The sequence below is a fragment of the Legionella lytica genome (assembly GCF_023921225.1).
GTDB classification, from domain to species: domain Bacteria; phylum Pseudomonadota; class Gammaproteobacteria; order Legionellales; family Legionellaceae; genus Legionella; species Legionella lytica.
In genome coordinates, this window is record NZ_CP071527.1 from 822,982 (window position 1) to 848,929 (window position 25,948).

The window sequence follows — 25,948 nt, forward strand, 5'->3', positions numbered from 1 at the left end:
GTCCTTATATTAAATTGGGCTTAGGTGTATTGCTTTGAGTGCTGATAACATCAAATCAATGATCTTAATGCCGATAAAGGGAATGACTAAGCCTCCTAAACCATATACTAGAACATTACCGCGCAGCAGTTTGGCTGCTTCCACATGGCGATATTTCACTCCTCGTAAGGCTAGAGGAATAAGAAAAATAATAATGAGCGCATTGAAAATCACTGCAGACAATATGGCACTTTCAGGAGTGCTGAGTCGCATAATATTTAAGTTGTTTAAAGTAGGGTAGGTGCTGGCAAATGCTGCGGGTAAAATAGCAAAATATTTGGCGACATCATTGGCAATGCTAAAGGTAGTCAGTGAGCCGCGAGTCATTAACAATTGTTTACCAATTTCAACGACTTCAATTAGCTTTGTGGGATTAGAATCTAAATCAATTAAGTTTCCTGCCTCTTTGGCTGCTTGAGTACCCGAATTCATAGCTACCGCAACATCTGCTTGTGCCAAGGCTGGGGCATCATTTGTTCCATCTCCAGCCATAGCAACCAAATGGCCTTGTGTTTGTAATTGACGAATGAGGTTTAGTTTTTCTTCGGGCTTGGCATTGGCTAAAAAGTCATCGATACCTGCTTCCGCAGCGATTGCGGCTGCGGTTAAGGGATTATCTCCCGTGACCATAATGGTTTTAATACCCATACAGCGTAATTCGGCAAAGCGTTCACGAATCCCTCCTTTGACGATATCTTTAAGATGCACGACACCTAAAATTTTTTTATTTTCAAGAACAACTAAAGGAGTTCCTCCTTGACGGGAAACCTGTTCAACAATTTGATGAGCTTCCTTAGGGAAACTGCCGCTAATTTCTTGCAGATACAATTCAATTGCTTGGGTTGCCCCTTTTCTAATTTGCCGTCCAGGCAAGTTAGCACCACTCATTCGGGTTTCAGCGGTAAAGGGGATAAAGCTTGCTTTTAATTCGCTGATGTCACGGCCACGCAAGCCATATTGTTCTTTCGCCAAGATAACAATACTACGTCCCTCGGGAGTTTCATCAGCAAGTGAAGACAGTTGTGCGGCATCAGCAAGTGCTTCAATGGATACACCTTCTAAGGGGATAAATTCAATTGCTTCACGATTGCCTAAGGTAACCGTACCGGTTTTATCGAGCAGTAATATATCAACATCTCCTGCAGCCTCTACTGCACGGCCAGACATGGCGATGATATTTGCTTGAATCATGCGATCCATGCCTGCAATACCAATGGCGGATAGTAAACCACCGATGGTCGTTGGAGCCAGACAAATAAACAGGGCAACTAAGGTCGTGATGCTGATTACTTTTCCGATGCCTGCACTCGTTACACTGTAAATAGAAAAAGGAAGTAGCGTGGCACAAACTAAGAGAAAAACGATGGTTAGGGCGGCAAGTAAAATGGTGAGCGCTAATTCATTGGGGGTTTTTTGACGTTGTGCTCCTTCAACCAGGGAGATCATTTGATCTAAAAATGTTTCTCCTGGATTGGAGGTAATCCGAATAATTAACCAGTCAGATAGTACCTGAGTTCCTCCGGTAACGGCACTGCGATCGCCGCCACTTTCACGAATTACGGGGGCGCTTTCACCGGTAATAGCGCTTTCATTGACGGAGGCAATCCCTTCAACTACTTCTCCGTCACTTGGAATAAAATCCCCCGTTTCTACTAATACAATATCGCCAGCACGCAAACACCCCGAGCGGATGTGGGTAATTGCCGCATCTTTTTTAGGTTTTGCTAATTTTTTTGCCTGAATTTCATGGCGTGCTTTTCTTAAGGCTTCAGCCTGAGCTTTTCCACGTCCTTCCGCCATGCTTTCTGCAAAATTAGCAAAAATAAGGGTAAACCAAAGCCATAAAGTAATCGCTAAAATAAAGCCAGTATCCGCTTCGCCCTGGCCCAACCATGATTGAATAAATAAAGCGGTCGTTAATAGTGAGGCAATATAAACCGTAAACATAATCGGATTACGAATTTGATATTGTGGAGTCAATTTTAAAAATGAAGCACGTAGGGCAAGTTTGACAATATCACTACCCCAAAAGGATAATCGATGCATTTTAAGATCCATATTGGCCCCACAAGGTTAGATGTTCTACTATTGGCCCTAGTGCTAAGGCGGGTAGAAATGAGAGTGCACCGACCAGAAAAATGATGCAAATGAGCAGGATAATAAACAGAGGGGTATGGGTAGCTAGCGTTCCTGTCGTTTGAGGAATTATCTTTTTTTGTGCTAATGAACCGGCAAGGGCAACTGTGGGTATGGCTATCCAGTAACGAGAAATCAACATGATGAGACTACCAAGCAAATTATAAAATGGCGTATTGGCATTAAGCCCTGAAAAAGCGCTGCCATTGTTGTTGCCTATGGAGGTGAATGTATACAGAACCTCAGTAAATCCATGCATTCCAGGGTTACTAATCGCACTTAACCCACTTTGAGTTACTACTGCTAATGCGGTGGAAACAAGAACACTAAGTGGCATGACTAAAACGGCCACGGATGCCATTTTCATTTCATAGGGCTCAATCTTTTTGCCTAAATATTCAGGCGTTCGGCCGACCATTAACCCGGTTACGAATACGGTAAGAATGACAAACATTAACATTCCATATAGTCCAGAGCCAGCTCCACCAAAGATTGCCTCGTTTAAATGCATCATCCATAAGGGAATTAATCCGCCTAGAGGTGTGTAGGAGTCGAGCATTGAATTTACCGAGCCATTGGAGGCTGCAGTCGTCGCCATACTCCATAGAGCAGAGCTGGTGATTCCGAAACGCGTTTCCTTACCTTCCATATTACCTCCAGGATAGCTGCTGGCGATAGCCGTTGGACTAATACCCATAGAGGTTAACGCAGGATTTCCTTTTTGTTCTGCCATGATTCCGAACATCACAAAAGGAATAAAAACAATAAACATAGCTGTAAGAATAGCCCAACCCTGGCGACGGTCATGGACCAATTCTCCGAAGGTATAACAAAGAGCTGCAGGAATTAATAGAATCGCGAGCATCTCTAAAAAGTTGCTTAAAGGCGTCGGATTTTCAAATGGGTGCGCTGAGTTGGTATTGAAAAAGCCGCCGCCATTAGTGCCTAATTGTTTGATGGCAACTTGGGAGGCAACTGGGCCCATGGGAATAACTTGTTCTGTTAGTGGCTTTGTGGCTGTCTGAATAGTATTGCTCTTGTCTTTAATAGGTTGTCCTGATGCATCAATGAGTGACTGTTGGTCGGTTTGTACAAGGTGGATGGTTTGATTGGGTTTAATATTTTGAATGACTCCTTGCGATACTAGAATTAAAGCAAAGATAAAGGATAAGGGCAGTAGAATGTAGAGGATGCTTCGTACCATATCTACCCAAAAATTACCTAGGTTTGTGCTTTCGTGTTGAGCAATGCCACGACTTATGGCAACCAATAAAGACATCCCCGTTGCTGCAGAAATAAAGTTTTGGGGGGTTAACGCGAGCATTTGTGTAAAATAACTCATGGTGGTTTCACCCGCATAAGCTTGCCAATTGGTATTGGTGGCAAAGCTTACTGCGGTATTTAAGGCTAAATCAGACGTGGGGGAGGGGAATTGGTGTGGATTTAAAGGAAGATAAATTTGCAAACGTTGAATGAGATAAACCGCGAGTAAGCCGAGGAGGTTAAAAATAAGCATGGACGTTAAATAACATTTCCAATCCATGGCTTGGCTCGTTTTAATGCGGCATGCTCGATAAATGAATAGTTCAAGTCGATCCCCAATACGATTCAACCAGAAATGTTTTCCTTCATAGACTTTAGCCATGTACCAGCCTAATGGCTTTACCGTGGCTAAGAGGACTAAAAGAAAAACTATGGTTTGCAATGAAGCGATTAACGTAATCATAGAATCCTTTCTAAGAGCTTGTTTTTATCGGATTAAAAAAATTCTGGTTTAAATAAAACAAACAGCAGATAAACCAGCAAGCCAACAGCAATTATTCCTGCAACTAGATAGGTAATCATTGCTCACTCCGTGACAGTTTATAATAGAAATTGATTAGTCCTAGGCTCAAAATAAAAAACAGTACGGTCACGCTAATTAATAGTAAATCGTCCATAATGATCTCTGTTATTAGGTAATTACGTCTTTTTATTATTCAAAACAATAGCATATGAATGGACATTTGACGATGTTTTTGAAGATGCTTTAAGAAGGGAGTAATTTTTTTATCAAAATGGATTTAATTATTCATTTTTATTTTATAAAATGCCATTTTTGATTTTTTATTGAGCAATAAGATGAAAAAGTACCTGACTCAGTTACACCATGCCATGAGCATTCTTCGTCAAAGACTGACCAATGACAACATGAAAGCGCGCCTGATACTAGCAGCCAAAGTAGAAAAGGAGTTGCAGATTTTCGATGACGAATTTGGTGAGCGAGTAGCTGAGGCCCAAAAAATAGAGGCAGGACGAATTCGCGTCGCAATGGCAAAGACGAAAACCACTGATCCGATTCATGAGCAAAAAGCTGGATTATTAAAGACAATGAGCGAGGTGGGGCATTCCCTGGTTCGAATGAATTTTGATTTAAGAGTCAGCAGCTTATCCTTAAAAGAAGGTTTTAATGGTTGCACGGAACATGCAACATTGATGTTTCTTATTTTAAATAAAGAGTTTTTGTTCGATTCCGATGTATTGATTGAAAGTATTTGTGTCTACGATAAGCTAAATCCAATGATTAACCATAATTTCTTAGTGATTAATCGACGCAGTGGCGATTACCCGTTAACTGATGTCGCCGCATGGGGGGACGATTGTCTCGTAATTGATACCTGGCTCGGTGTGATTGCTGCTCCAGGCGAAATGCCCACAGGTTCGTCTGTTTATGCTTTTCTTCAGGGAAAAGATTTTTGTACGATGGAAGTAATATATAGTAATCGATTGGGTAGGGAGCTTTGTGTATATCCTGAAAACCATTTATTTCATAAAATTGAGCGTGATACCCAACAGGTTATGCAGGCCGAATTTAAAAAAATCATCGATAAATATATTGATGTATTAGATTTACCATGGCTTAAGTCAACCCCTACAGCGATGGCCGGTTCAAGGGCGCTATCTAGGCATGGCCTGTTTCCTTCTAGTAGCGACGCTGACTTAAAAGAACCGCATGAACAATTATATAATGAAATCAAACAACACTGTGCGGGCAAATATCAGCCGGTACTAGAGGCCGTTGAAGGTAAACAATATGCTTTGGCATTACGCAAAGTCAGTGCCATTGGTCAGATAGAACTTCTGAACATATTATTGAGCTATAAGGATTTATTAGGTTTTGATATTAATGAACCCTCAAAGAGTAATGGCAAGACTGCTTTTGACTGGGCTGCTGAGTGTGATAGCACTGAAGCCATGGCTTTAATTGAAAAGCATGGTGGAAAAAGTGGTTTTGTCGAAAATTTATCCCCAAAAATCGGGCAATGATTTTAAGTTTTGAAAGTAATTATAACTCAATAGGTTAATAACAGTGGCGGTTATAACGCCACTACTTATTGAAAGAGTTATGCCCACTTAACGCATTGCTATCAGGTAGGGCACGTTCGTCTTGGCATCGTGTTAGGGCTAGTGCCTAGTTTATTTTCCCTCAATTTATGTTATACCTTAATTAATAGACCACAAAAATTCTCTAATATGTCTCTGCGACGAGGCCACCTATGAAAAGTCGTTATTGGTATTTACTGGTTTTTATCTTTCCTCTTTCCGCAATCATTGGTTTTGTGTTTAGCGGGGTTGCCAGCTATGCGACATTTTTCTTTTTTAGCATGATACTTCCTGCTGCTGAATTTTTTTGTGGTGAGGATTATGTAAACCCCCATACCCTTGAAACGGATTCTCGTACTTACTATAGAGGGGTATTGTATGGGGTGGTTATCAGCCAGGTTATTTTAACCTTTTGGGGGGCTTATGCTGCCAGCCATAGTCAGTACTTATTTGAGGCGATTGGCTATGCGGTTGCTGTTGGTATCAATGGCGGGATTGCCTTTTGTGCAGCTCATGAATTAATTCATAAAAATAATCGTTTTGATAATTGGATGGGGAATATTGTTTTAATTTTTACGGCTACAGGCCATGCTCCTATGGAGCATGTGTTGGTTCATCACGGTCCTTTTATTACGGGAACTCCTGCGGATCACGTACATGCTCCAGATGGGATGAATTTTTACACTTATTATTTAAAGTCTATGGTAGGTCTACGTACCTCAGCTTTTGCTGCAGAAAAGAAATTAATGCGGCGTAAAGGGTATTCTCTATTCAGTTTGCATAATCGCTTAGTGACATTAAATCTCGCCACATTTTTATTGGCTTTATTCTTAACCATCTTTTGGGGGTATGTGGCACTTTTTTATTTCATTGGGGTGGTGCTTGTTAGTAGTATCGTTATTCTGGGGGCCGCCTATATTCAACATTATGGATTGGAACGATTTACGTTGCCGGATGGAAGTTACGAAAAGTTTAGTGCCATGCATTGTTGGAATTCCAATTATATTTTAACTAACTATCTCTTGTTTCAGTTACCTCGCCATTCGATACACCATCTGCGTCCAGGCCGTGATTATGAGGTTAGTGTGGATAGCCCTGAAAATCCGCAATTACCTTATGGATATTTTGTATGTAGTTTGCTCATCTTCATTCCGGGCTGGTGGCGCAAGTTGATGGAGCAACCAGTTCAGAAAAATTTGGAGTTGCGGCGACGGGCAGTATTGTAGTTGGGCCCATGGCAAGCTAAATTTTATAGTCTTTTTTCCATTGTGCATGGGTTAGAGGATCAACTAAGGATAGATCGACATGGTCGGCAGGATTACGAATCCAATAGGCGTAATCCGCGGCAGCCAGAATATAACGATCACTAGCACTATCACCATAAGCATAGACAGTCCCATGTTCTTGGTTATGTAGGAGCTCTCTTAATGCGAGTAGTTTTTTTTCTCCGACAAAGCTATGGTTGGCAATGTTGCCGGTTAAGAATCCTTCATCCGTTACTTCAAGTTGAGTGGCAATCATGTCATGGATTTCGATTTGTTTACCCCATGGCCTCATATAAAGATCTAAAGAGCGGGTAATAATGATGTTACGATGCCCTTGTTCTTTATGCCACACCAGTCGTTGTACAATTTTTTCATAAAGATGATTGGGGATTATTTCTTTGGAAAACTCATCAGCAATCTGGGTTAGCTCTTCCAGTTTTCGCCCTTTAAAGACGGAGTGGACCATTTTATTTAGCGCGTATTCATCACTGAGTCTTGATAAAAAAAGTAAGCTCCAGAATGCGTTACGGAAAATGAATTGGCAATAACCCATATTGCCTAGTAAATAACGAAAAAATCTAAGGCCACAAACCCCGTTGCTGAGCGTGCCATCAAAGTCAAAAACAGCTATAGGTTGTTGCATAAAATCCCCTAACTGTGCGGGAGCATAATAATAAGCCATACTATAAGTGCATTGAGTATTGCCAGCATGACGGCGGCAGAACCAATATCTTTCGCTTTCTTGGTTAATTCATGCCAACTTCGATCAATACGATTTAATGCAGTTTCTACGGCGGAATTGAGTAGCTCAACTATAGGAACTAATAAAAAAGAGCTGATTAAGGCTATACGTTCCAATGCTGAATCTCCTATCCAAAAGGCGGCAGGCAAGGCAATAAAGCTTGTATAAACTTCTAAGCGGAATGCAAACTCCTCTTTGAATGCAACTTTTAATCCGTCTAACGAATAAAATGTTGCTCTTTTAATTTGCAACCCTACTTTTGCCAGAAACTTTAGCATTCAATGTACCTTTAAAAAATAAACCTAGTTTGACCTGAATCCTTGCTTAATTCTGGACCAGACCCTTGTTTTTTTCAAATTGCTAACCAATAGAAAATTGCCAATCATCTTGATTATTCAATCTATTTTCCTTCTTTATGCTAGCCCGTTTTTGACAAACTATTTATCGTTTGCTAGCTTTTTAATAAGATCAGCAGAGCTATTAAACCGTGGTTGTAACCATTTATTGTTCTCCGAGGGATCGATGTATGAGCAGCCGTTACAGTAGCTTAGTCAGCTTATTAGAAGCAAAAGCGCAGTCAAAACCTGATTTTCCTCTGTATACTTTTCTAAGCAGAAACACGGACGAAAACAGGATTCTAACGCTTGAGGCCTTAGCAGAACAAGCAAGAAAAATAGCAATCCTCTTACAAAAGAGCACTCATCCCGGTGAACGCGTTATTATTATCTATCCCCCGGGGCTGGAATTAATTGCTGCATTTTTTGGTTGTTTGTATGCAGGTGTCATCGCGATCCCGGTTTATCCGCCCCATACTAAAGCGTTGGTGACTAAACTGCACCATATTATGCAAAACTCTGGGGCCAGAGTTGCCTTAACTACAGACGAGATTTTATGCAAAATTAAAAAGTTAAGGCTAGTAAAATTATTAAATAAAACACCCATTCTCGGCAAAATGGTCAATCATCTTGCCGGTCCATCTTTTGAACGGCATAGTCAATTGCTGGGCTGGGATTTTGAAAAAATGCATTTTCTTGTGACTGACTATTTATCAGATTATTCAGCTGATGGTTGGAGTAAGCCATTAATTGCTACAGATTCGCTTGCTTTTTTACAATATACCTCTGGGTCTACGGGAAAACCCAAAGGAGTAATGGTTAGTCATGGAAATTTATTAAATAACTTAGCGGTAATGCAATTGCGGAATCGCTCATCTGAAGATGATATTTGTGTCTCATGGTTGCCACCGTACCATGATATGGGGCTTATTGCTGGAATTTTGCAACCTCTTTTTACTGGCTATCCAGTAAAGTTAATGGCACCCATATCTTTTTTACAGCGTCCGGCCGCTTGGTTAGAAGCAATGTCCCACTTTAGAGGAACAATTACCGGAGCACCTAATTTTGCTTATGATTTATGCATCGATAAGATTACCGATGATGAAAAAAGTCATTTGGATTTAAGTTGCTGGAGAATAGCTGCCACAGGCTCTGAACCGATTCGTTGTTCAACTATAGAAAAGTTCACCCATCTTTTTAAAGGCTGTGGCTTCCCAGCAGATGCTTTTTATCCTTGTTATGGTTTGGCAGAGTCCACATTAATGGTCACGGCGATAGCTCCTAACGAAGGAGTCCAAAGCCAGTTAGTCGATAATAAAGCTTTGAGTTTAGGGCAGGTGCGTTATTGTGATGCAAGCTATCCCCACGCGCGCCGTTTGGTAAATTGTGGAAAGCCGGCGGATGATTTTCATGTCATGATTGTTAATCCTGAAACTTTACAGGTATGTACTGAGCGGAAAGTTGGGGAAATATGGGTGACCAGTAAAAGTGTTACTCAGGGCTATTGGCAATTACCTAATGAATCAAAATATTGTTTTCATGCAAGAATTCCGGGGGATGAGCGTACTTTTCTGCGAACAGGTGATTTGGGATATTTGGCAGAAGAAGCCTTGTATGTTACTGGGCGGCTTAAGGATATGATTATTATTCGTGGTTGTAATTATTATCCTCATGATTTGGAGGATACGATTAATGGCTGCCATCCTAAGGTGCGGGTGAATTGTTGCGCCATTTTTTCTGTGGAGGAGAATGAACGGGAATATTTAGTCATCGTTCAGGAAGTAAAGCAGCATATAGAGGCTGAGGTGGCCAGAGAGATTATTAAAATAATCCGCAATAGAATTTTAAAAGAGTATGGGATTACTGCCGATATTGTGGTGCTTGCAGCACACAAAGCAGTTCCTAAAACAACCAGTGGCAAAATTCAGCGTTTATTATGTAGGAAAAATTATTTGGAAGGTTCATTAGAAATTTTCTATATTGATAGTATCCATGATTCAAGTTCTATATCGAAAATACTGAAAAATGTTCGATTTTGTGTACTGTGAGGGGTGGGGAATTGTGTATTAATCCATCACAAGGAGGGGATGATGTTGGCGTTACGACAAAAAGTGCCCCAAAAACAAGAGATTCAGCAAGGTTTGCTGCCTCTCCTTCATCGCTTGCATCGGGTTGATTCCTCATCTGCTCTGTTGGGTTTAGATTCTTTGGCAAAAATTGAATTGCTAACGGCGATTGAAAAAAAATTTGGCATTCGTTTAGAGGATCATGAAATTGCTGCGGCAAATACTCTAGATGATTTAACGGAAACTATAGTAGCTAAGCAAAAGCAGTACAAACATTCTGCTGCCTCGATAATTGATCCGATAACACATACCCAAATTTCTTTTAAAGCATCGCAAATGCGCAGCACAGTGCATCGACACATGGCAGGGTTTGTTCGTAAGCGCTTTGGTATTGAGGCTCTTGGGGACGAATTTTTACCCTCAGATGGCCCCTTTATTATCGCGGCAAATCATAGCAGTCATTTAGATAACCTGGCATTGATGGCGGCGGCGGGAGGTACTTTTAATAATTATGTCTTATTGGCCGCCAAAGATTATTTTTATGAACGTCGCTCATGGGCTCTTTTTTTACTGAAAAAGCTATTTAATCTGATTCCTTTTGATAGAAGTTCCGAACCATCAGCAATGTTAAATAATATCAATAGGTGTAAGGCGGCAATTAATGCCGATAAAATTTTAATTATTTTTCCCGAAGCAACACGCTCTTTAAATGGTGAAATCCAAGTGTTTAAAGGTGGTTGTGCGATGTTGGCTTGGGAATTACAAATTCCTATCGTTCCTGCGTATATTAAAGGCGCGTATGAATGTTTACCTAAAGGAAAAACCTGGCCTAAGAAAGGAAAAATTACGGTCAGTTTTGGCCCGCCAATCGTCATGAGAAATTATGTATCTAGTGTATCTGAGCTAAACTGTCAACTATATAAAATGATTACGCAAGAGCTTGAACAGCAGATCAAAAAGTTGGGAAATGATCTGTACGTTAAGGAGCAACCATAATGAGAATCGCAGAATTAATTTCTATACCAAGTGATGAATCCGAGGTTCATTTTGAGAAAAAAGAACATGATTTTGCTCTATTGGAGATGCAAGGGTTACGCCCAGCCCAAGAGGATGCCGCGGTAGCTTATTGGTACACCGCAGGCTCTTTTAATGAATTAACCGCGCAGGATATTGGCCATCGTTTATGGACCAGTTATAAATTGATTAATCAGCATTGTCTCAAGCCGGGGTTTGGCGGATCTACCGCATCGACCACCGTTTATGATGGGAAAGGTAATTTAATTACAGCCACGTTAGGGGATTCAGTAGTTTTTGCTGTGGTTTATTTTCCCAATGGACATGTGGCTTCAGTCGTGCGGTTAAATAGTGTTATTCATCATCCTGATCTCGATCAAGAGCGGTTGATCCAAGTGCGAGGTCTTGTAAAAAATGGACGCCTGTTGGGTCGATATGGTTCTTTGGCTCTATCAAGGGCGTTAGGGGATTATGATTTTATCGAGTCTGGAGTTTGTGACGATGCGCATATTGATATAACACCAAGCGATTTTACCCATGCTTCTGGGATGAAAACCCAAATTATTACTACTTGTGATGGGTTTACGGAGCCTGTTCTTGGCCAAGCGAAAGAAAATCAGGAGCAATGGTTTTGGCAGCAGTTGCGGGCTATTGATAATCCAGGCCTACATTCGGAATCTGAGTTGGCGCAGTTGCTTGCTTATAAGGCATTTCATGCTGGCTCAAGGGATAATATTTCTGTTTCAGTGCAGGTTTTAGTAAAAAATAAACCTTTTTTAGTTGGCATTTATGATGGGCACGGGGGGAACTCAACCTCGACGTATATTGCGAACAGCATTGGTACGGTATTTGAGCAACAATGCAGTTTGCATGCACAAGCCTATGCAGAACAATCATTAAGTGTTGATCAGAGTTGGTCGATTTATTCTCGAGATAATAATTAACCAAATAGATAGATACCGTCATATGTTTTCAGATTTTTTTATCAAATTTATTTGTTTTTACTGCCTTACTAACTATAGTTAAAGATAGGAAAACACTAGAAATACTATAGGAGAGCTATTATGGATAATACAAAGCGTAGTGAGAAATCGCATGTTTCTGAAGCGGCTAGTGAATTGTTAAATGAAGGAAAAAAATGGGCTAATGAGGTGCGTGAAGAGGGTATAAATCGTGCCTGCCAAGCAGAAGAGAGCCTTAAAGAATGCTCTGATCAACTAATGAAAAAAATACAACAAAATCCATTGTCCTCTGTCTTAATTGCTGGCGGAATAGGCTTTTTATTATCTAAGATTTTGAGAAAATAATGGAAGCCTTAAAGCAGGTAGAAGAACTTGTTTCTACAAGGATCCATCTTGTAAAAACGATATTTTCAGTGATGCGTTTAGAGGCGCGACTGGCGGGGCTAAGTGTGTTTCCGCTGGTATTGAATATCTGCCTGCTGCTCATTGTTTTAATGACTTTTTGGATAGGCATTTCATTATTACTTGGGTATGAGTTTTTTGTAATTTCTAATAATTTTTTACTCTCGCTGGTATTAGTTGTTCTATTTAATCTGGGGGTATTACTTGGCTTAGCTAAGTACCTTACTTTTAATCTGAAAAATATGAGCTTTGAAAAAACCCGATCCTATTTTTCCCAAAATAAGAGTATGGATGATGAGCAATTCAAGGAAGCAGTTACGAGCGCAAATAACCGCAATGGACAAGATGGTACATCTACAACGAACTCTTGTGGCACAGAATAAGCGATATTTGGGATTACATCGGATAAATTATACGGTTGTTTTGGTGATTACTGTATTAGTACCTTGTATGTGGCTGGGTTGGAAGCTTAGTGAAGAAAAATGGTTTGACAGAATAACCGCGCAGCTTGCGGAGTTGCTTACTTTAACGTTCTTCACCTATTTTCGTAAACAATTGATGAACTTGTTGATGCCCGACCAAATAGATCAATAAAATACAATTTTACTTTAAAATTACCAATGCGGTTTAATTGCCCAAATTAATTTTATGGGGCAAGTCACTGGCTTGCTTTTTTCTCTTCATGGTCGGCAGGTTCAGATACCGAGCAGGGGCAAACTTCTTCCTGTATTATCTCATAAAATTCTAAGCTCACTTAACCTTGATTACACTGCATGGTGTAATCAAGGTTTTCAGATTAAGCGTGCTGGTAACTCTTGGTAGATGCCAATTCATCATCATTCGATGGGGGGGGGTGCAGCAGGGTATGCGCTCTATTAATACATACCTTTGCATAACCTGAAGAGTTCAATATATTTTTCTGGCAACTTTCTGCCATTCCTAAGGCAACCTCATGACATTTTTCAAGTAATGCCATAAATCGGGGATCATTTTTTCCTTCACTTTCAATGCATAACTCGCCAAACTCCTGCCACAGCCTATCTATCACCATGGCTTGAATGGCATTCCATATTACATTTTCCCCCTTAAATTTCAGGAGCTTCATTTGCTCTGCTACTTTACGGTACTCTTCTTCTGTAGAGGGCAATGAATAAGCTTTTGCTTCTTCCTCGATAATGGTGTTCATTTGATTGAGCACGAGTTCACTATTAAATAGCTTTTCGACGGCTTGTTCATAGGGTAAAAAATGTTGCGTGTTGGGTTCATAAATAAAAAATTCACCTTCTTCAATGTCATAATACCAGGCATGAATTTTTAGTTTATTTACTTCCACACGTTCTCTAACAATATCCAGAGTATGTAAGTGTTCTATTTGTAAAAGTATATTTTCTTCAGTAAGACATTTTAATTTTTGTTTTGAATCATGCTGCTCAGGATGTTTTTCATGTACGCGCTCCAAAGCGGGGAGGGCATAAGCTTCAAGGAATTCGGCAACTAATGGTAAACTCTCCGCAAGATTAGGGTTTAATAAGCCTTTCATCGCACCGCAGTCTGAATGCCCACAGACAATAATTTCGCTTACATTGAGTACTTTCAATGCATATTCAGCTGTTGCTCTTTCCCCTGTAGGGTAAGGTACTTTCGGTGGAAAAATATTTCCTGCATTACGAATAACAAACAGCTCGCCGGCATCTGCATTGGTGACGTATGAGGGAACTATGCGAGAGTCAGAACACGTGATCAAGAGCGTATCTGGTGATTGTCCCTTGATTAAGGATTGAAATAAGTCACGCTTTTCAAGAAAACCATTATTTTTAAAATGGCGGATTCCTTTGAGTAGCTTTATGGGCATATTTTTCTCCAGTTTTTTTCATCAACAAAGATTCCTCCTTAAGATAGATTAATTTCCTTTATTTTTGAACACTTATTAAATAAATAAGAACTTAAAATATGCAAAGGGTCATACTGTTTTTTTAACTCAAGCCATTCGGAGTATCGCGCTCCATAATGATTTTTCCAGTAGTCGGGCTTTAGCGATTCCCCTAAATACCCAGAGAGATAACGTTTGCCTCCTAAAGGTAAAAAAAGCGTATCCAAATGTTTGATAGCTTCTACACAGCTTGGAGTGAATACTTTAGGTAAGCCGGGATTGATAATCATAAAAGAGAAGATGTGCGGTTCTTCAGGAAGCATTAAGAAGCCCGTTGCTTTACGATTAACGATGGGGATTAAATGGACTAATGATGCATAATGGACGGGTAGGGTATCCAAAATTTCTTCTAATTTATTTAACGGAAATTTGGGGATAAAACATTCATACCAAGGATGCTCTAACTCCCATTGGCCACTCATTTTCATGATATTTAAACGTGCGTCATGGCGATGTAAATAAGAGTGAATCGTCTCATCTTGAGTATGGAGAACTTTCCAAGGTTTTAAGGACAATTCATGAAACTCAGGTGCATGATGGTCGTATTCAATTGAGACATGTAATGCATAAAGCCATTGCGCGAAAGGAGTACGTTCACTTGCTATGAGCTTAGCTCCTTGTATTGCTGGAGTACAAAAGGACTCAACATAATCCGCATAGTTCTGACATTGATGTAAATCATGCAGCCAGCTCTCTTTATCCAGATAAGTTAAATAGAATGTTCGTACCGATTTTTTGCATGTTCTTAAGGCAATGCGGGCTTTGGTAATTACGCCAAAATGACCTTGTCCACCTAAACAGGCTTGCATTAAAGGTGAATGCCTATCTACGTGTACTAATTCGCCATTGGCAAGAATAACTTCCAATTCGCGTACATGCGCAATGACACTGCCGTATTTAAATGATGATGCGCCTATTCCTCCAGCGGAAAGCACACCACCAATCGATAAATTGCAGTTATATGGTAGTACATAAGGAGTCAGTGAGTGAGGCAATGAGTGTTTGAGCAAATCGGCCCAGGTGCAATTTGCTTCCATCCAAATGGAATGATGTTCTGGTTCCTGGGCTTGATTAAAATGCTTCATGTTAAGGATTAATCCTCCAGGAGCTGCCAGCGATTGCCCATTTTGGCTCATGCCATTACCACGAATAGTGACCGGAAGTTGATGCTCATGAGCATATTTGAGTAGGGATTGCAGCGCTTCACGTGTTTGCGGCTCGCAGACTGCGGCAGGTTGGGAGTGCACCAACCCGCCGAAATCGCGGCCGAAAGGAACCAGCGCCTGCTCATTACTTAGAATGTTTTGTTCTGGCTTTTTTTCCCATTGCATGAGATGTTGGCTGTTCCACTGGTTCACAGTTTGCGGCATGTTTTCGGTTCCTCTTTTGAGCTAATTCCAGTTTACGGTTGCATGCAATGACTAATCCATCAAACATTTTAGTAAAGGCATCATAGCAACGATCAATCATTTGTAGTGCGTCACGTCTTACGTCGATAGGGATTTTTCTGGAAAATAACTCACGTTCCATTTCGGTCTCAAATAATGCGTGCGCTTTTTCTACTTCCAGATGTGTCTTGGAAAAATATTTTAAATGTGCCTCCTCGCCGGTTTTTCTCACTTGATCGGAAACTTTTTCAAAAAATACGTGTCCTGAAGATTCAAGGGTTAAGAGTAGGGCGATGTTCACAATATCATTTTTAGCATGGAATACTTCGGCAACAAGTGCATAGGCCGCATCACGCGTAGAGCGAGTGTCTCGACTGTAGAGCCAGCTAACTCCATTTTTATTACAGGCCTTATTAATGCTGGTTGTTCCCATATATTTTTTATCTTGTAAGAACCAACGATCATGGCCTGCGTCTTCGTGCCGATGATGGCGTGCTATTTTTTTGAGGTAGGGATCGGTTACTCGTTCCTCATTGATGCGTAAAATATCTTGGAAGGTCATAGTCCAAAAAGTTAATTCTGGGACAAAATAGCTGATTTCCTCGAGGCTATTTAATTGCTCTAAAAGATTAAAAAACGGATGTTTTTTAAATTCACTTTGTTTTGAATCAATATAATCTTGAATAAGTCGCATCATCTCTCCCTGTTTTTTTACGTGCTCTAATTCATTGAATGTGCCAAGTTCTTGTCATGTTGATGGATGAGTTTGTCTACTTGCTCCCAATCAATAGCTTCAAGGCTGGTTACTTTTTCGCAAATTTGATTTAAAAACGCGGTTTGTTTTGCGCCAATTTTTAGTGCTTCTGCATACGGTGTATTACTAAACATAACCAGTACGTGTTTGGAAATGTACTGTCGGGGGTAACGTTGCATGAGCAATTGTTCTACTTGTTTTTTTAAGTTAAATTGAGAATCACGAATGTTGGTTTGAATTTCCTGGAAGTTATCCATAGACATTTGTGCCACCGCATCCGTATTTGGTTTTCTGGATTGATAAAAGGCGGGCATTACTTGGGTCCAATCATCCTGATATTTATCCAACAACATATTTAAAATACGACAATCCTCAAAAGCGCTATTCATGCCTTGGCCGAAAAAGGGAACAACGCCATGTGCCGCATCACCAAGTAACAGGCAGTGATCTTGATAATGCCATGAGTCACATTGAATGGTGCTCATGTTGCCTGTTGGGTGTTCGGTAAACTCATGCAGTAAATTAGGCATGACCTCATAGGCGTCAGAAAATTCTTCCTTAAAAAAGGCATTAATTTTTACTTCATTTTCTAATTCAGCAAAGCTATTTTTTCCTTCATAGGGTAAGAATAAGGAGCCTGTAATGGAATGATCGCGATTAGGATTACCCAATAATAAAAAGGCATTCCTAGGCCATAGGTGTAAATATTCATGTGCAAATTCTTGCTGGCCTGGAGCGCCAATGGATAATTCCTTATAGCCGTATGATAAAAAAGTTCGGGTTGCCTTGATCAAACCGCGAGTACTTAATTGCTCGCGCACGCAAGAATTAACGCCATCGGCACCTATTAAATATTGGTAGGGAAAACTTAAGAGCTCATCATGATGGGTTTTAAAATGCATGACTTTCTTTTCAAGATCAAGATGAGATAATTTGCTATTAAAGCTAAAACGTACATTAGGATATTTTTCTGCTTCATTCAGTAGGAGTTTATTTAATTCATTACGTTCAACGGCATTAATGTATTCTTCATGGTGACGGCCAAAGGATTGGTATTTAATTTGCCCTTGAGTATCATGAATTGCTCGAGCCCGCATAGGGACCATCAACTGTTCTACTTCCGGCATAATATCGACCCCGGCAAGACCTGTAATTCCCCGGCAAGATAAGGCAAGATTTATGGAGCGTCCATCATGGCTTTGGTTTAATCGGAGATCGGGTCTTGCATCAAAGACATGGAGTTTGTATCCACGTTTTGCTAGGTAGAGTGCAAGTAGAGTTCCGCATAAACCAGCTCCAATAATGCTTATCTCCTTCATTCCTATCTCCCTGACTCATGAACTCTATATATAGGTATGGGAGCAAGAATTGTGCCTGCTTGAGGAAATATTGCTGTGGGATAATCGTCTTGAATTACCGTGGCTTGAGCACGGTAATTCGGCTGTCCGTTAGGTGTCGTCGCTTACAAATAATCGCTCAAAAACTGCTCCAAATCTTCAGCCTTTTGTGGCGGCGAAAAGTAATAACCCTGAGCATAATCACAGCCATGCGTCATAATAAACTCACGCTGTAATTCGGTTTCTACTCCCTCGGCTAAGACTTCGAGATTTAGGCTATGGGATAAGTTAATAATCGCGCGGGCGATGGCCGCGTCATTTTCTTTATCCACTAACTCGGTAATAAATGAGCGATCAATTTTTAATTTATCCACGGGAAATTGTTTCAGATAGGCCAAACTGGAATAGCCCGTACCAAAATCATCGATGACCACTTTAATTCCCATATCTTTGAGCGCATACATCGCATCAACTGCATGCTTTATATTATCTACCAATAGGCTTTCAGTTAGTTCTAACTCGAGGAATTTAGGCGATAAGCCTGTTTTTTTAAGAATTTTACCAATCATTTCTGGCATTCGTGGCTGCCGTAATTGTCGGCCAGAAATATTCACCGCCATGGTTAAATGAGAATAGCCTTGTTGATGCCAGCGAACGAGTTGTTTACATGCTTCTTCCATAGCCCACAAGCCAATTTCTAAGATCAAACCATTTTCTTCTGCAATGCCGATAAAATCATTTGGAGGGACTGTGCCTAAAATGTGGCTATTCCAACGCAATAACGCTTCAAAGCCAATCAATTTATTTTCTGATAAATTGATTAAGGGTTGATAGAGCAAATGAAATTCGTTTTTTTGCAGTGAATCACGTAAGGCATTGTTAATTTGCATGCGATTAACAATTTGTGTATTCATTTCCTTGTCATAATTATGGTAGGTATTACGTCCATTGTCTTTGGCATGATACATCGATAAATCAGCACTTTTCATCAAGGATTCATAATCATTACCGTCCTTGGGAAAATAGCTAATGCCAATGCTTCCGGTTATTTTTAAATGATGTTCGTCTATTGGAAAGGGCAGTACTAAGGCGTTGAGTATCTTGTCGGCAATTTGATGTGCTTGTTGCTCCGTATGGATGTCTTGCAATAATATAACAAATTCATCTCCACCTAGACGGCTGACGGTATCAATATCATTAGTTGCTAGAAGTAATCGGTTTGATACTGCCTGCAAAAGCCGGTCCCCCATGCTATGCCCTAAGGTATCGTTGGTTAATTTGAAATGATCCAAATCCAGGAATAAAAAGGCTAACATGGAGCCTTTCTTTTTCGCTTGTAAAATTGCTTGATCAACGCGGTCGATTAAAAGCACTCGGTTCGGTAATTCGGTTAGGGAGTCATGTGTTGCTTGTTTGATTAACTGTTCTTCCATCTTTCGGCGTTCAGTCACATCATTGATAAGGCAAATATAGTGTTTCACTTTGTCAAAAGAATCACGAACTGGGGCTACACTGATTTCGCACCAAAAAACCTCACCATTTTGTTGGTAACTTTCCAGCTCAACTGTTTCTTCACGTAATTCTTTTATTGCTAAGATAATGCGTTTGTGGTTCACATGTTGGGTTTTATTTGCATGTAAGAAAGTAAGATCCTGGCCTAAAAGCTGTTCTTCGCTATAGCCAGTAATACGTTCAATCGCACGCTCACGAATACGCAGCTCATCTTCATGCATTAATTTTTTGGTGATGTCTCTAAAACTATATACGCGTCCGACAATCTCGGCGCCTACCCGTTGTGGTTGCGTATAACGCTCGAAAATACGCCCGTCTTTAAAATGTAATATGGGTAATTCACCTTGCCAATCGGGGTTTTCATAAAGAAAATTGACATCGGAAATTAAACCTTCTGGGTTAATTAATTGCTCCAGAATGTATTCGAAACTAATGCTTTCAGTGCCTACCTCTAACATAGAGGTGGGAATACGCCACATTTCTACGAATTTTTGGTTCCAATCGACAACCTTACCTTGGCCATTGACCATCATGATGCCATCGGCGGTTGACTCAAGTGTGGCACGGAGCAGGGAGAGTGATTTTTCTAGCTCAATATTTTTTTCAAAAAGGTTAACTGCTTTTATATTAATATTCTCTGAAAGTGGGGCCTGGACTGAGCGTTGAAATTCTGGTTGAGTATGAAACCATTGTTCTAAAAATGCAGGCAGATTGGGCGTTGGTGAAATCATACCCAGTTCTTCACATACATTTGTAATTGAGGGGATTTTTCCTTTCTTTTTAACTGAACCTGCCGCTTGCACAACTCTTGTGTAGTCTATTTCTTTTAAAGCCATACGCTATTAACTATCCACCACCGTTAGAAAAATTCAGTTTAAATCATATACTTCTTAAATAATACAGTTTATAACTTTTTTATTCATTAACTCGAGAGTGGAAGTGGATGTTTAATTTGCTCCCTGCAAGGCGTAGTTTTTCTTGCAGCGCCCCAAGCATACTGGGGGCCTCTTTAATTGAATTGGTCATATTAATTGCTTGTAATGACTTGGGTAATGCCGTAAGCAATTCAAAATTTTGCTCTAAAGAATAATCATATAAGCGATTATTGCTAAAATCTAAATGGCTGATTGGTAACTGAATCTTAGAGAAAAAATCGAGTAATTGCTGAAAACCTATCTCGCTAAATTGATTAAAACTTAAATTGAGTTGGGGAATTTGCACCTTAATGGCATCGGGTATGCTCATCAGGAATTCCATGGCGTATTGAGTTGGTGGGTGGTAAGGTCTGTCGCACTTAGAGGCTTATCATTGCCAATTAAGAATGGTTTATATTCGGTTTGTTCAGAATGTTTCAGTGGCGTGATTCTGTATTGCTTCCTTACTGCATACCCACGTACAGCGCTCTGTAATCTTTTGGGCTCTCCTCTTTACTTGTAGTCATGAGAAGGTCCCTTAAAAATGACGAGTGTATATAGTTAATTTTAGACTATTTGTTGTTTACGTGGTCTTTTTTTAGTCTATTTTGGGGAATTTAATAGTAAAATTGGTGTATTCGCCCAGTTTACCTTGACAGGCGATGGAACCGCCTGCAGCGTTCATGAGTAGTTTGCAATAGGCTAAACCAATGCCTGTGCCACCCTGTCTTTCAGAATAAAAGGGTTCAAAAATCAGCTTAGCTTTTTCTGTAGAAATGCCTTTGGCAGTATCCTTAATATGCAGATAATTAAAATTATCCTTTTCTTGTCCTTCTGCCATACTAATTGATACCTCACCTTTACCTTCTTTTTCAATAAAATCAAAGCTATTGTTCAGTAGGTTCCAGATTAGATTTCTAAAGGCGATTTTTTCAATCCAGATTACAAAATCGCATTCGATAAGGAGATCGATGAGTTCATGTTGATTATGTTTAAAAGGATAATCTTCTAAGGCATGTTTTAAGAGTTCATTGATGGAGTAAAACCCAAATTTGCAGGTATCAAATTTATCGTGACGGATGTTATTTAATTGCGTACTAATAAGTTGATTTACACTATCAATGCCACGTTCGATTTTCGCAATGCTTTCGTTTAAATTTTGTTTTACTTCCTTATTACCAGACAGAGTTTCAACTTGTGATTTTTGCATTTTGGCTTGCAGGTAAATACTGGACAACGGTGTACGTAAGTCATGCGCTAAACTCCCGGCGAGTAAGCGCATGCCTGAAATTTTAGCACTATAAATGAGCTCTCTATCCCGGGCAAAAAGAGCCCCGATGATAATGGCTGCGGTAAAGGTAATTCCTAAACCAAAAATAGATACATCACCAGGAACATACTTAATTATTTTATCGGCACCATAAACATAGGAGAAATAGGCTAAGCCGCTACCTAAAATAAGTAATATTAACGAGTCTAAGGCGTTAGTTACCAGGAAGAGGAAAAAGGTTGCAGACATGCAATTCATTAACCACAAGGTTGCGCCATCATTTAATAAGGTTAGGTAGGTGAAAAAGTAGGGCAGGCAAAAGAGCAAGCTTAGATACCAGAGAAATGGGAGCACTCTTAAGAACTTGGGAGACCAAAATCGGTGCAGCGCTAATAACGCACAAAGAATGGTCGCGATTAATCTGAGGAAAAATTCCTTATTTACTTGAAAATTTTGTAATTTCCATAAAATTCCAAAAAGGGGGAAGTTGATCATCATCACAATACCAAATAAGGTGATTTGATGGCTGGCCTCAATGGTTTTTTCCATCAGATAATTATAAACAGCAAACATTCCTTTTTTGAAAAAATATAATATCAATTAGCTGCCCCTCTTTGATGACTTAGGGCAAAAATTTCATCGGATAATTTTTGCCACATTTGAATTTGATGTGAATAAATAAACTCAAAGGCTTTTTTTATTTTATCGCTGGTGTGTTCCCAAATGGGTTCTAACTTTTCAATAACAGAGCTAAAATGTTCTACATGAGTATGAACTTTGAAAAAAATCATTCCTTGAGTGGAGGTATTCATCGATAAGGCACATTCACTCAGATAGATGTAATCAATATTATCGAGGCGCTCATAAGCGGCAAATGCAGCGATTTGAGCTTCGGCATCATGGGCTGCAAGCCAAGCTAGGTGACCTTTGTTAAATTGTTTAGCAAATGGTAGATAATGCGTTTCGTTGACAATTTCATCGTGAATATCCACGCCATATTCTTGCGCAAAACTCGCATAAAGTTGTTCATGAGAAAGCCTGTTTTCCGTACCAAATTCTTCATTAATATTGTTTAAGATAATTGATTTCGATAGCGAGTCAGCAGAAAAATTGGCGATAAACCACATGAAATTAATAAAATGGCCTCTTAAATGATAAAAAATAGCGGCAAACAAGCGCTTTTGATCTTTATCCCAAGCTCTGGTTTTTTCGCTATTAAACAAAGGAATAGAGGATAGTTTTTTGCGATACTCATTATCGGCCTGCTGTAAAAACTGACTGAATGTTGAAGATGGTGTTTGCATATTAAACTTTTTATTCAAATGAGTTGTGTTTATGTCTAAATGAGAGTGCAATTAAAATCCTACCAATGTACTTGTATCGAGATCAAATTGTATATTATTTTAACACAAGGTGATTTAAATTGAAAATATTTGGCAGAGATGAAAAGGAAGAAAATCGCTTGAAGCCTTATTTCAAGCGATTTTATGGTGATGATTTATGGGTAAAAGCGCTGTTTCATCCGTTCGCAATAGGCAATCAACTGGGGTTGGGTTTTCGCATAATCGTGTAATGGAGAGGCAATCGGTACTTCCAATATATTGGCCAGAAAGGCATAAGCACTGGCATCGATACTGGTGGGTTCATCACCCAGCAAAAATGCGGAAGATTTTAAGAACGTACTTAAGACGCTTAGATCCTCGATACCTAATTGATAAATCTCTGCCGTACTATGTCTGCCAATTCCTTGTTTGTAGAGATCAGCACGGATCTTTTTTTGCAAAATTATAGGAAGAATTGCTCGTAGGGGCTGTTTCAAATGGCTGAAAAATGTATCTCGGGTAATTGGCCAATAACGCTCATCTATCCAACGTGAGTACACCATGATCCAATATAAATGCTCTTCAAGTAAACGTTGTACTGCTAGGGCTTGAGCCTTTTGTTCGCTTGATAAGTGGCTATCCAAAGGGTCACCATATTTTTCTTGTAGATAGTTAATGATGAGTCCGCTATCGCCAAGTATTTTGCCTTCATCATTAATGGTAGGAAGTTTTTTCTTTGGGCCTTTTGCTGGGTTTATAACATATACGGATTCAAAAGGCAGTTTTGCCATACGCAAATAAGTTTCCAGTTTCATGCAAAATGGGCTGGGATTTGGTAAGGACCATTGGGGTGGAAATTGGTAGAGTTTTATCATCGCTTTTCTTTCCTTGTGATCGTAAATTTCGTAGGCGGGACCTTGATCGCCCAGCCTATATTTATAGAACGTGTATTAATGCATGTAATAAACCATCCAAATGCTTATATTGAGATACAAGATATCCGGACGGGCTCATACATATTCATACCTACCTCGCCACCCACACAAAAAATAGAGTTAACAAAGCCTGCTTCAATTGCCGGTATTAACGTAGGTAAAGGATTAACCATCCAATGTTTACAAATGCTTCCTTTCAAGCCTAAGGATTGTGCGTAAGTAGGCTACGGGCAAGAAAGTCAACTTGTTTTTGGTTGTCCCCTTCGAGAGAAACCTTGTCGTAGGGCTTAATCGCGGCTTCCAGTAAAGGGACAATGTTTTTTGCTAAAACGATTTTCCCATTTAAAAAAGGCTTAATATTTGTCAGCCGCTGCTCATAATCTTGGCGATCTTTATTCCAGTCCATAGTCATCTCGGCAAAGAATGAATTTAATCCCTTAATGAAAAGAATGTAGCACAATTATTGCTGAGAAACCTAGAGACTCAATTCTGAGCGCAAATATTTGGTATCAAGGGGAAGGGAAGGCCTAATGGTTAAAAATAAATGGTAAATGCTAACAATAATCATTTGCATTTAATATGAACGGGTTGTTACCATGCGCATTCCCTTTATATCAATATGGATTATTTATGAGGAATTTTGCTGGAACGCTAACCAATGCAACTGGAAATTTGGTGGATTTTTATAACCTTGGGGGATTAGTAGCACAAAGGACTAAAGAGTCATTGTGGGGGTTATGGACTTATTACAGCTGGCGAGAACTAGCTATTCGTGCCAGTCTTTTAACGGCTACGGTACTGTGTGCTGCGGTTGCTGCGAATACGTGTGAGAATGAGCAATGTTCTTCGCTGTTAAGAGGAGCAGGGGGCGCGGCTGCTGGTTTTTTTGTAGGGCATGCTGTGGTTATGGTACCTACACTGAAACGCCGCCTTAAATTAAAAAATGATGCTTATGCATTTCAAGATCAAACTAGAGAGTTGCTGGTTTCCTTGAAAACAGCGGATGCTACAAACAGCGTGCAAATAGAAGCTATTGTCGAGCACGTTAGCCAATTCTGTTCTTATCTGAAAAACGTATCTTTGCCTGTAACTAAACGAGGTGATGCTGTACTCAATTTATTAAAAATTAAGCGAGTATCCGGTGCTGCTTATGAGCAACTTAATGATTTGGTAACTGCATTGGAAGGTTGTGAGGAGCATGAGCGCGCACAACTTTTGGAGGACGCTCAGCGTTTTTGGGGACAAGATCATCCGTCCTTATTCAATGAGCTGACCAATAAAAAAGATGATGCAAATGTGACTTATAGTGGTCCCAGAATGTAACAACAAATATAGCCCGTATTAGCCGCAGCGTAATACGGGATTTGTGTCCACAAACAAGGAAAACCTTAATAGATTTTCAAGGAAAATTGAACCAGTATTTTAGAGCTATTTAATCTTACTTAATAATGAAAAATAAGTAATAACCTAAGTAACAATAAATTTCATCAACGCCGTTCTATGGCCTGTTTTTTTTATTTTAATGGCTAGGCATTAACAATTATAAGGAAAGCAAACATGGAAAATCGAGGGACCGAGAAGTTAGGTGAAATAGTGTCCCAATTTACCACGCTAATTACTAATTTTTATACTATTCAGTAGGGTGAAAGCAGCTGAATATTTAATCAAGGAATAATATGTCTGAAAAAATAAAAGGAACCGTTAAATGGTTCAATGAGCGCAAAGGATTTGGTTTTATTCAAAGTGATGGTAAAGATTACTTTGTGCATTTTAGCTCTATTCAAGAAAGTGGTTTTAAAACACTGCGAGAAGGAGAGCTGGTTCTATTTAAGTACGGACATGGGCAAAAAGGACTTTGCGCTGAAGACGTTCAAGTTGTTGCTCAGTAATCGCGTGGAAAGGGCGCTTAAATAGAAGCAAGGTGTTGTGAAGTAACCCCAAACGAGCTTAGGGTTACTTCGACATGGCCCTCAATTAACGAATGTTATTTAGGTCAATTTTCGCGTGCATCGAATTAAATGTGTTACATCTTTTACGTCAAAGTGTGTAACGCTACTGGAGCCATCAAAGTATTGATGCCATGCCCAAGTAGTGTCCATCATTCCACTCTGTAGATGCCCAATAGTTACCACTTAAGCAAGAAGAGCCTATGCCTAAAAAAAATAAAAGAGAAATGAATCCGATTCGCGTTTTTTTATTCATTAATTTATCCTTAAATTACAGTTAGCCGCGAACTAAATTTGATGCGCTTTTTATTGTAAA

At 39.8% G+C, this 25,948-nt stretch carries 25 protein-coding genes and 1 pseudogene; 10 read left to right on the forward strand and 16 right to left on the reverse strand.

From position 1 onward, the window contains the following. Positions 1–9: 9 nt before the first annotated feature. Genes kdpB through kdpF form a run of 3 tightly spaced genes read right to left on the reverse strand, consistent with a single transcriptional unit; the run spans position 10 to position 4,020 of the window. Positions 10–2,097 (reverse strand): potassium-transporting ATPase subunit KdpB, encoded by a 2,088-nt coding sequence (gene kdpB, locus J2N86_RS03640; RefSeq protein ID WP_252581048.1) that lies wholly within the window; start codon positions 2,095–2,097, stop codon positions 10–12. Beyond that, positions 2,087–3,901 carry a potassium-transporting ATPase subunit KdpA gene (kdpA, locus tag J2N86_RS03645; RefSeq protein ID WP_252581049.1) on the reverse strand — a complete coding sequence of 605 codons (1,815 nt, stop codon included), beginning with the start codon at positions 3,899–3,901 and terminating at the stop codon, positions 2,087–2,089. The genes kdpB and kdpA overlap by 11 nt, the downstream gene beginning before the upstream one ends. A gap of 32 nt (positions 3,902–3,933) precedes the next feature. Continuing rightward, on the reverse strand, positions 3,934–4,020 hold the full coding sequence (kdpF, locus tag J2N86_RS16205; RefSeq protein ID WP_207387355.1) for a K(+)-transporting ATPase subunit F: 87 nt from the start codon (positions 4,018–4,020) through the stop codon (positions 3,934–3,936). A gap of 276 nt (positions 4,021–4,296) precedes the next feature. On the opposite strand from kdpF, the gene J2N86_RS03650 reads away from it, so the two are divergent. Both J2N86_RS03650 and J2N86_RS03655 read left to right on the forward strand, forming a co-directional pair. Continuing rightward, positions 4,297–5,481: a hypothetical protein gene (locus J2N86_RS03650; RefSeq protein ID WP_252581050.1), complete on the forward strand. Its 1,185-nt coding sequence runs from the start codon at positions 4,297–4,299 to the stop codon at positions 5,479–5,481. 230 nt (positions 5,482–5,711) lie between these two features. Then, a complete protein-coding gene (locus J2N86_RS03655; RefSeq protein ID WP_252581051.1) occupies positions 5,712–6,764 on the forward strand; it encodes an alkane 1-monooxygenase in 1,053 nt (350 codons plus the stop codon). Between the two features lie 16 nt (positions 6,765–6,780). On the opposite strand, the gene J2N86_RS03660 is transcribed toward J2N86_RS03655, so the two are convergent. Beyond that, positions 6,781–7,446 carry an HAD-IB family hydrolase gene (locus J2N86_RS03660; protein WP_252581052.1) on the reverse strand — a complete coding sequence of 222 codons (666 nt, stop codon included), beginning with the start codon at positions 7,444–7,446 and terminating at the stop codon, positions 6,781–6,783. An 8-nt stretch (positions 7,447–7,454) separates the two neighbouring features. Beyond that, entirely contained in the window at positions 7,455–7,823 is a 369-nt protein-coding gene (locus tag J2N86_RS03665; protein ID WP_252581053.1) for a diacylglycerol kinase, read from the reverse strand. 248 nt (positions 7,824–8,071) lie between these two features. Between J2N86_RS03665 and J2N86_RS03670 the strand changes: the two genes are divergently transcribed. The 6 genes from J2N86_RS03670 (at position 8,072) to J2N86_RS03695 (ending at position 12,918) form a co-directional block, all read left to right on the forward strand. Continuing rightward, the gene (locus tag J2N86_RS03670; RefSeq protein WP_252581054.1) at positions 8,072–9,928 is read left to right on the forward strand and encodes a fatty acyl-AMP ligase; all 1,857 of its coding nucleotides are present in this window, start codon (positions 8,072–8,074) and stop codon (positions 9,926–9,928) included. A 39-nt stretch (positions 9,929–9,967) separates the two neighbouring features. Continuing rightward, the gene (locus J2N86_RS03675) at positions 9,968–10,942 is read left to right on the forward strand and encodes a 1-acyl-sn-glycerol-3-phosphate acyltransferase (protein WP_252581055.1); all 975 of its coding nucleotides are present in this window, start codon (positions 9,968–9,970) and stop codon (positions 10,940–10,942) included. Next, the gene (locus J2N86_RS03680; protein ID WP_252581056.1) at positions 10,942–11,904 is read left to right on the forward strand and encodes a PP2C family serine/threonine-protein phosphatase; all 963 of its coding nucleotides are present in this window, start codon (positions 10,942–10,944) and stop codon (positions 11,902–11,904) included. The genes J2N86_RS03675 and J2N86_RS03680 overlap by 1 nt, the downstream gene beginning before the upstream one ends. A 120-nt stretch (positions 11,905–12,024) precedes the next feature. Continuing rightward, the gene (locus J2N86_RS03685) at positions 12,025–12,267 is read left to right on the forward strand and encodes a hypothetical protein (protein ID WP_252581057.1); all 243 of its coding nucleotides are present in this window, start codon (positions 12,025–12,027) and stop codon (positions 12,265–12,267) included. Further along, positions 12,267–12,707, forward strand: a complete 441-nt coding sequence (locus J2N86_RS03690; protein ID WP_252581058.1) for a hypothetical protein — start codon at positions 12,267–12,269, stop codon at positions 12,705–12,707. Before J2N86_RS03685 ends, J2N86_RS03690 begins: the two co-directional genes overlap by 1 nt. Continuing rightward, complete coding sequence (locus J2N86_RS03695; RefSeq protein WP_252581059.1) at positions 12,694–12,918, forward strand: hypothetical protein; 225 nt, start codon at positions 12,694–12,696, stop codon at positions 12,916–12,918. The genes J2N86_RS03690 and J2N86_RS03695 overlap by 14 nt, the downstream gene beginning before the upstream one ends. 202 nt (positions 12,919–13,120) lie before the next feature. Here the strand turns inward: J2N86_RS03695 and J2N86_RS03700 are convergent, their stop codons facing one another. The 11 genes and pseudogenes from J2N86_RS03700 to J2N86_RS03750 form a co-directional block, all read right to left on the reverse strand. After that, positions 13,121–14,176: a carbonic anhydrase gene (locus tag J2N86_RS03700; protein ID WP_252581060.1), complete on the reverse strand. Its 1,056-nt coding sequence runs from the start codon at positions 14,174–14,176 to the stop codon at positions 13,121–13,123. A gap of 38 nt (positions 14,177–14,214) precedes the next feature. Next, the gene (locus tag J2N86_RS03705; RefSeq protein ID WP_252581061.1) at positions 14,215–15,624 is read right to left on the reverse strand and encodes an FAD-binding protein; all 1,410 of its coding nucleotides are present in this window, start codon (positions 15,622–15,624) and stop codon (positions 14,215–14,217) included. After that, on the reverse strand, positions 15,545–16,336 hold the full coding sequence (locus tag J2N86_RS03710; RefSeq protein WP_252582352.1) for a hypothetical protein: 792 nt from the start codon (positions 16,334–16,336) through the stop codon (positions 15,545–15,547). The genes J2N86_RS03705 and J2N86_RS03710 overlap by 80 nt, the downstream gene beginning before the upstream one ends. Before the next feature lie 26 nt (positions 16,337–16,362). Beyond that, a complete protein-coding gene (locus J2N86_RS03715; RefSeq protein ID WP_252581062.1) occupies positions 16,363–17,715 on the reverse strand; it encodes an FAD-dependent oxidoreductase in 1,353 nt (450 codons plus the stop codon). 143 nt (positions 17,716–17,858) lie between these two features. Beyond that, on the reverse strand, positions 17,859–20,081 hold the full coding sequence (locus tag J2N86_RS03720) for a sensor domain-containing protein (protein WP_252581063.1): 2,223 nt from the start codon (positions 20,079–20,081) through the stop codon (positions 17,859–17,861). A 79-nt stretch (positions 20,082–20,160) separates the two neighbouring features. After that, positions 20,161–20,490, reverse strand: a complete 330-nt coding sequence (locus tag J2N86_RS03725) for a hypothetical protein (RefSeq protein ID WP_252581064.1) — start codon at positions 20,488–20,490, stop codon at positions 20,161–20,163. Between the two features lie 267 nt (positions 20,491–20,757). After that, positions 20,758–22,029: a sensor histidine kinase gene (locus J2N86_RS03730; protein WP_252581065.1), complete on the reverse strand. Its 1,272-nt coding sequence runs from the start codon at positions 22,027–22,029 to the stop codon at positions 20,758–20,760. Beyond that, positions 22,026–22,733, reverse strand: coding sequence for a hypothetical protein (locus tag J2N86_RS03735; protein ID WP_252581066.1), 708 nt, complete (start codon positions 22,731–22,733; stop codon positions 22,026–22,028). Before J2N86_RS03735 ends, J2N86_RS03730 begins: the two co-directional genes overlap by 4 nt. 194 nt (positions 22,734–22,927) lie before the next feature. Then, the gene (locus J2N86_RS03740; RefSeq protein WP_252581067.1) at positions 22,928–23,626 is read right to left on the reverse strand and encodes a glutathione S-transferase family protein; all 699 of its coding nucleotides are present in this window, start codon (positions 23,624–23,626) and stop codon (positions 22,928–22,930) included. Between the two features lie 137 nt (positions 23,627–23,763). Beyond that, positions 23,764–23,910, reverse strand: a pseudogene (locus J2N86_RS03745) (malonate decarboxylase subunit alpha); the annotation flags it as partial. Then, the gene (locus J2N86_RS03750; protein ID WP_407658982.1) at positions 23,889–24,098 is read right to left on the reverse strand and encodes a malonate decarboxylase subunit alpha; all 210 of its coding nucleotides are present in this window, start codon (positions 24,096–24,098) and stop codon (positions 23,889–23,891) included. The gene J2N86_RS03750 and the pseudogene J2N86_RS03745, both read right to left, overlap by 22 nt. Before the next feature lie 218 nt (positions 24,099–24,316). Between J2N86_RS03750 and J2N86_RS03755 the strand changes: the two genes are divergently transcribed. Further along, complete coding sequence (locus J2N86_RS03755) at positions 24,317–25,009, forward strand: hypothetical protein (protein ID WP_252581070.1); 693 nt, start codon at positions 24,317–24,319, stop codon at positions 25,007–25,009. 353 nt (positions 25,010–25,362) lie between these two features. Next, positions 25,363–25,575, forward strand: coding sequence for a cold-shock protein (locus tag J2N86_RS03760; RefSeq protein WP_252581071.1), 213 nt, complete (start codon positions 25,363–25,365; stop codon positions 25,573–25,575). Positions 25,576–25,948: the final 373 nt, after the last annotated feature.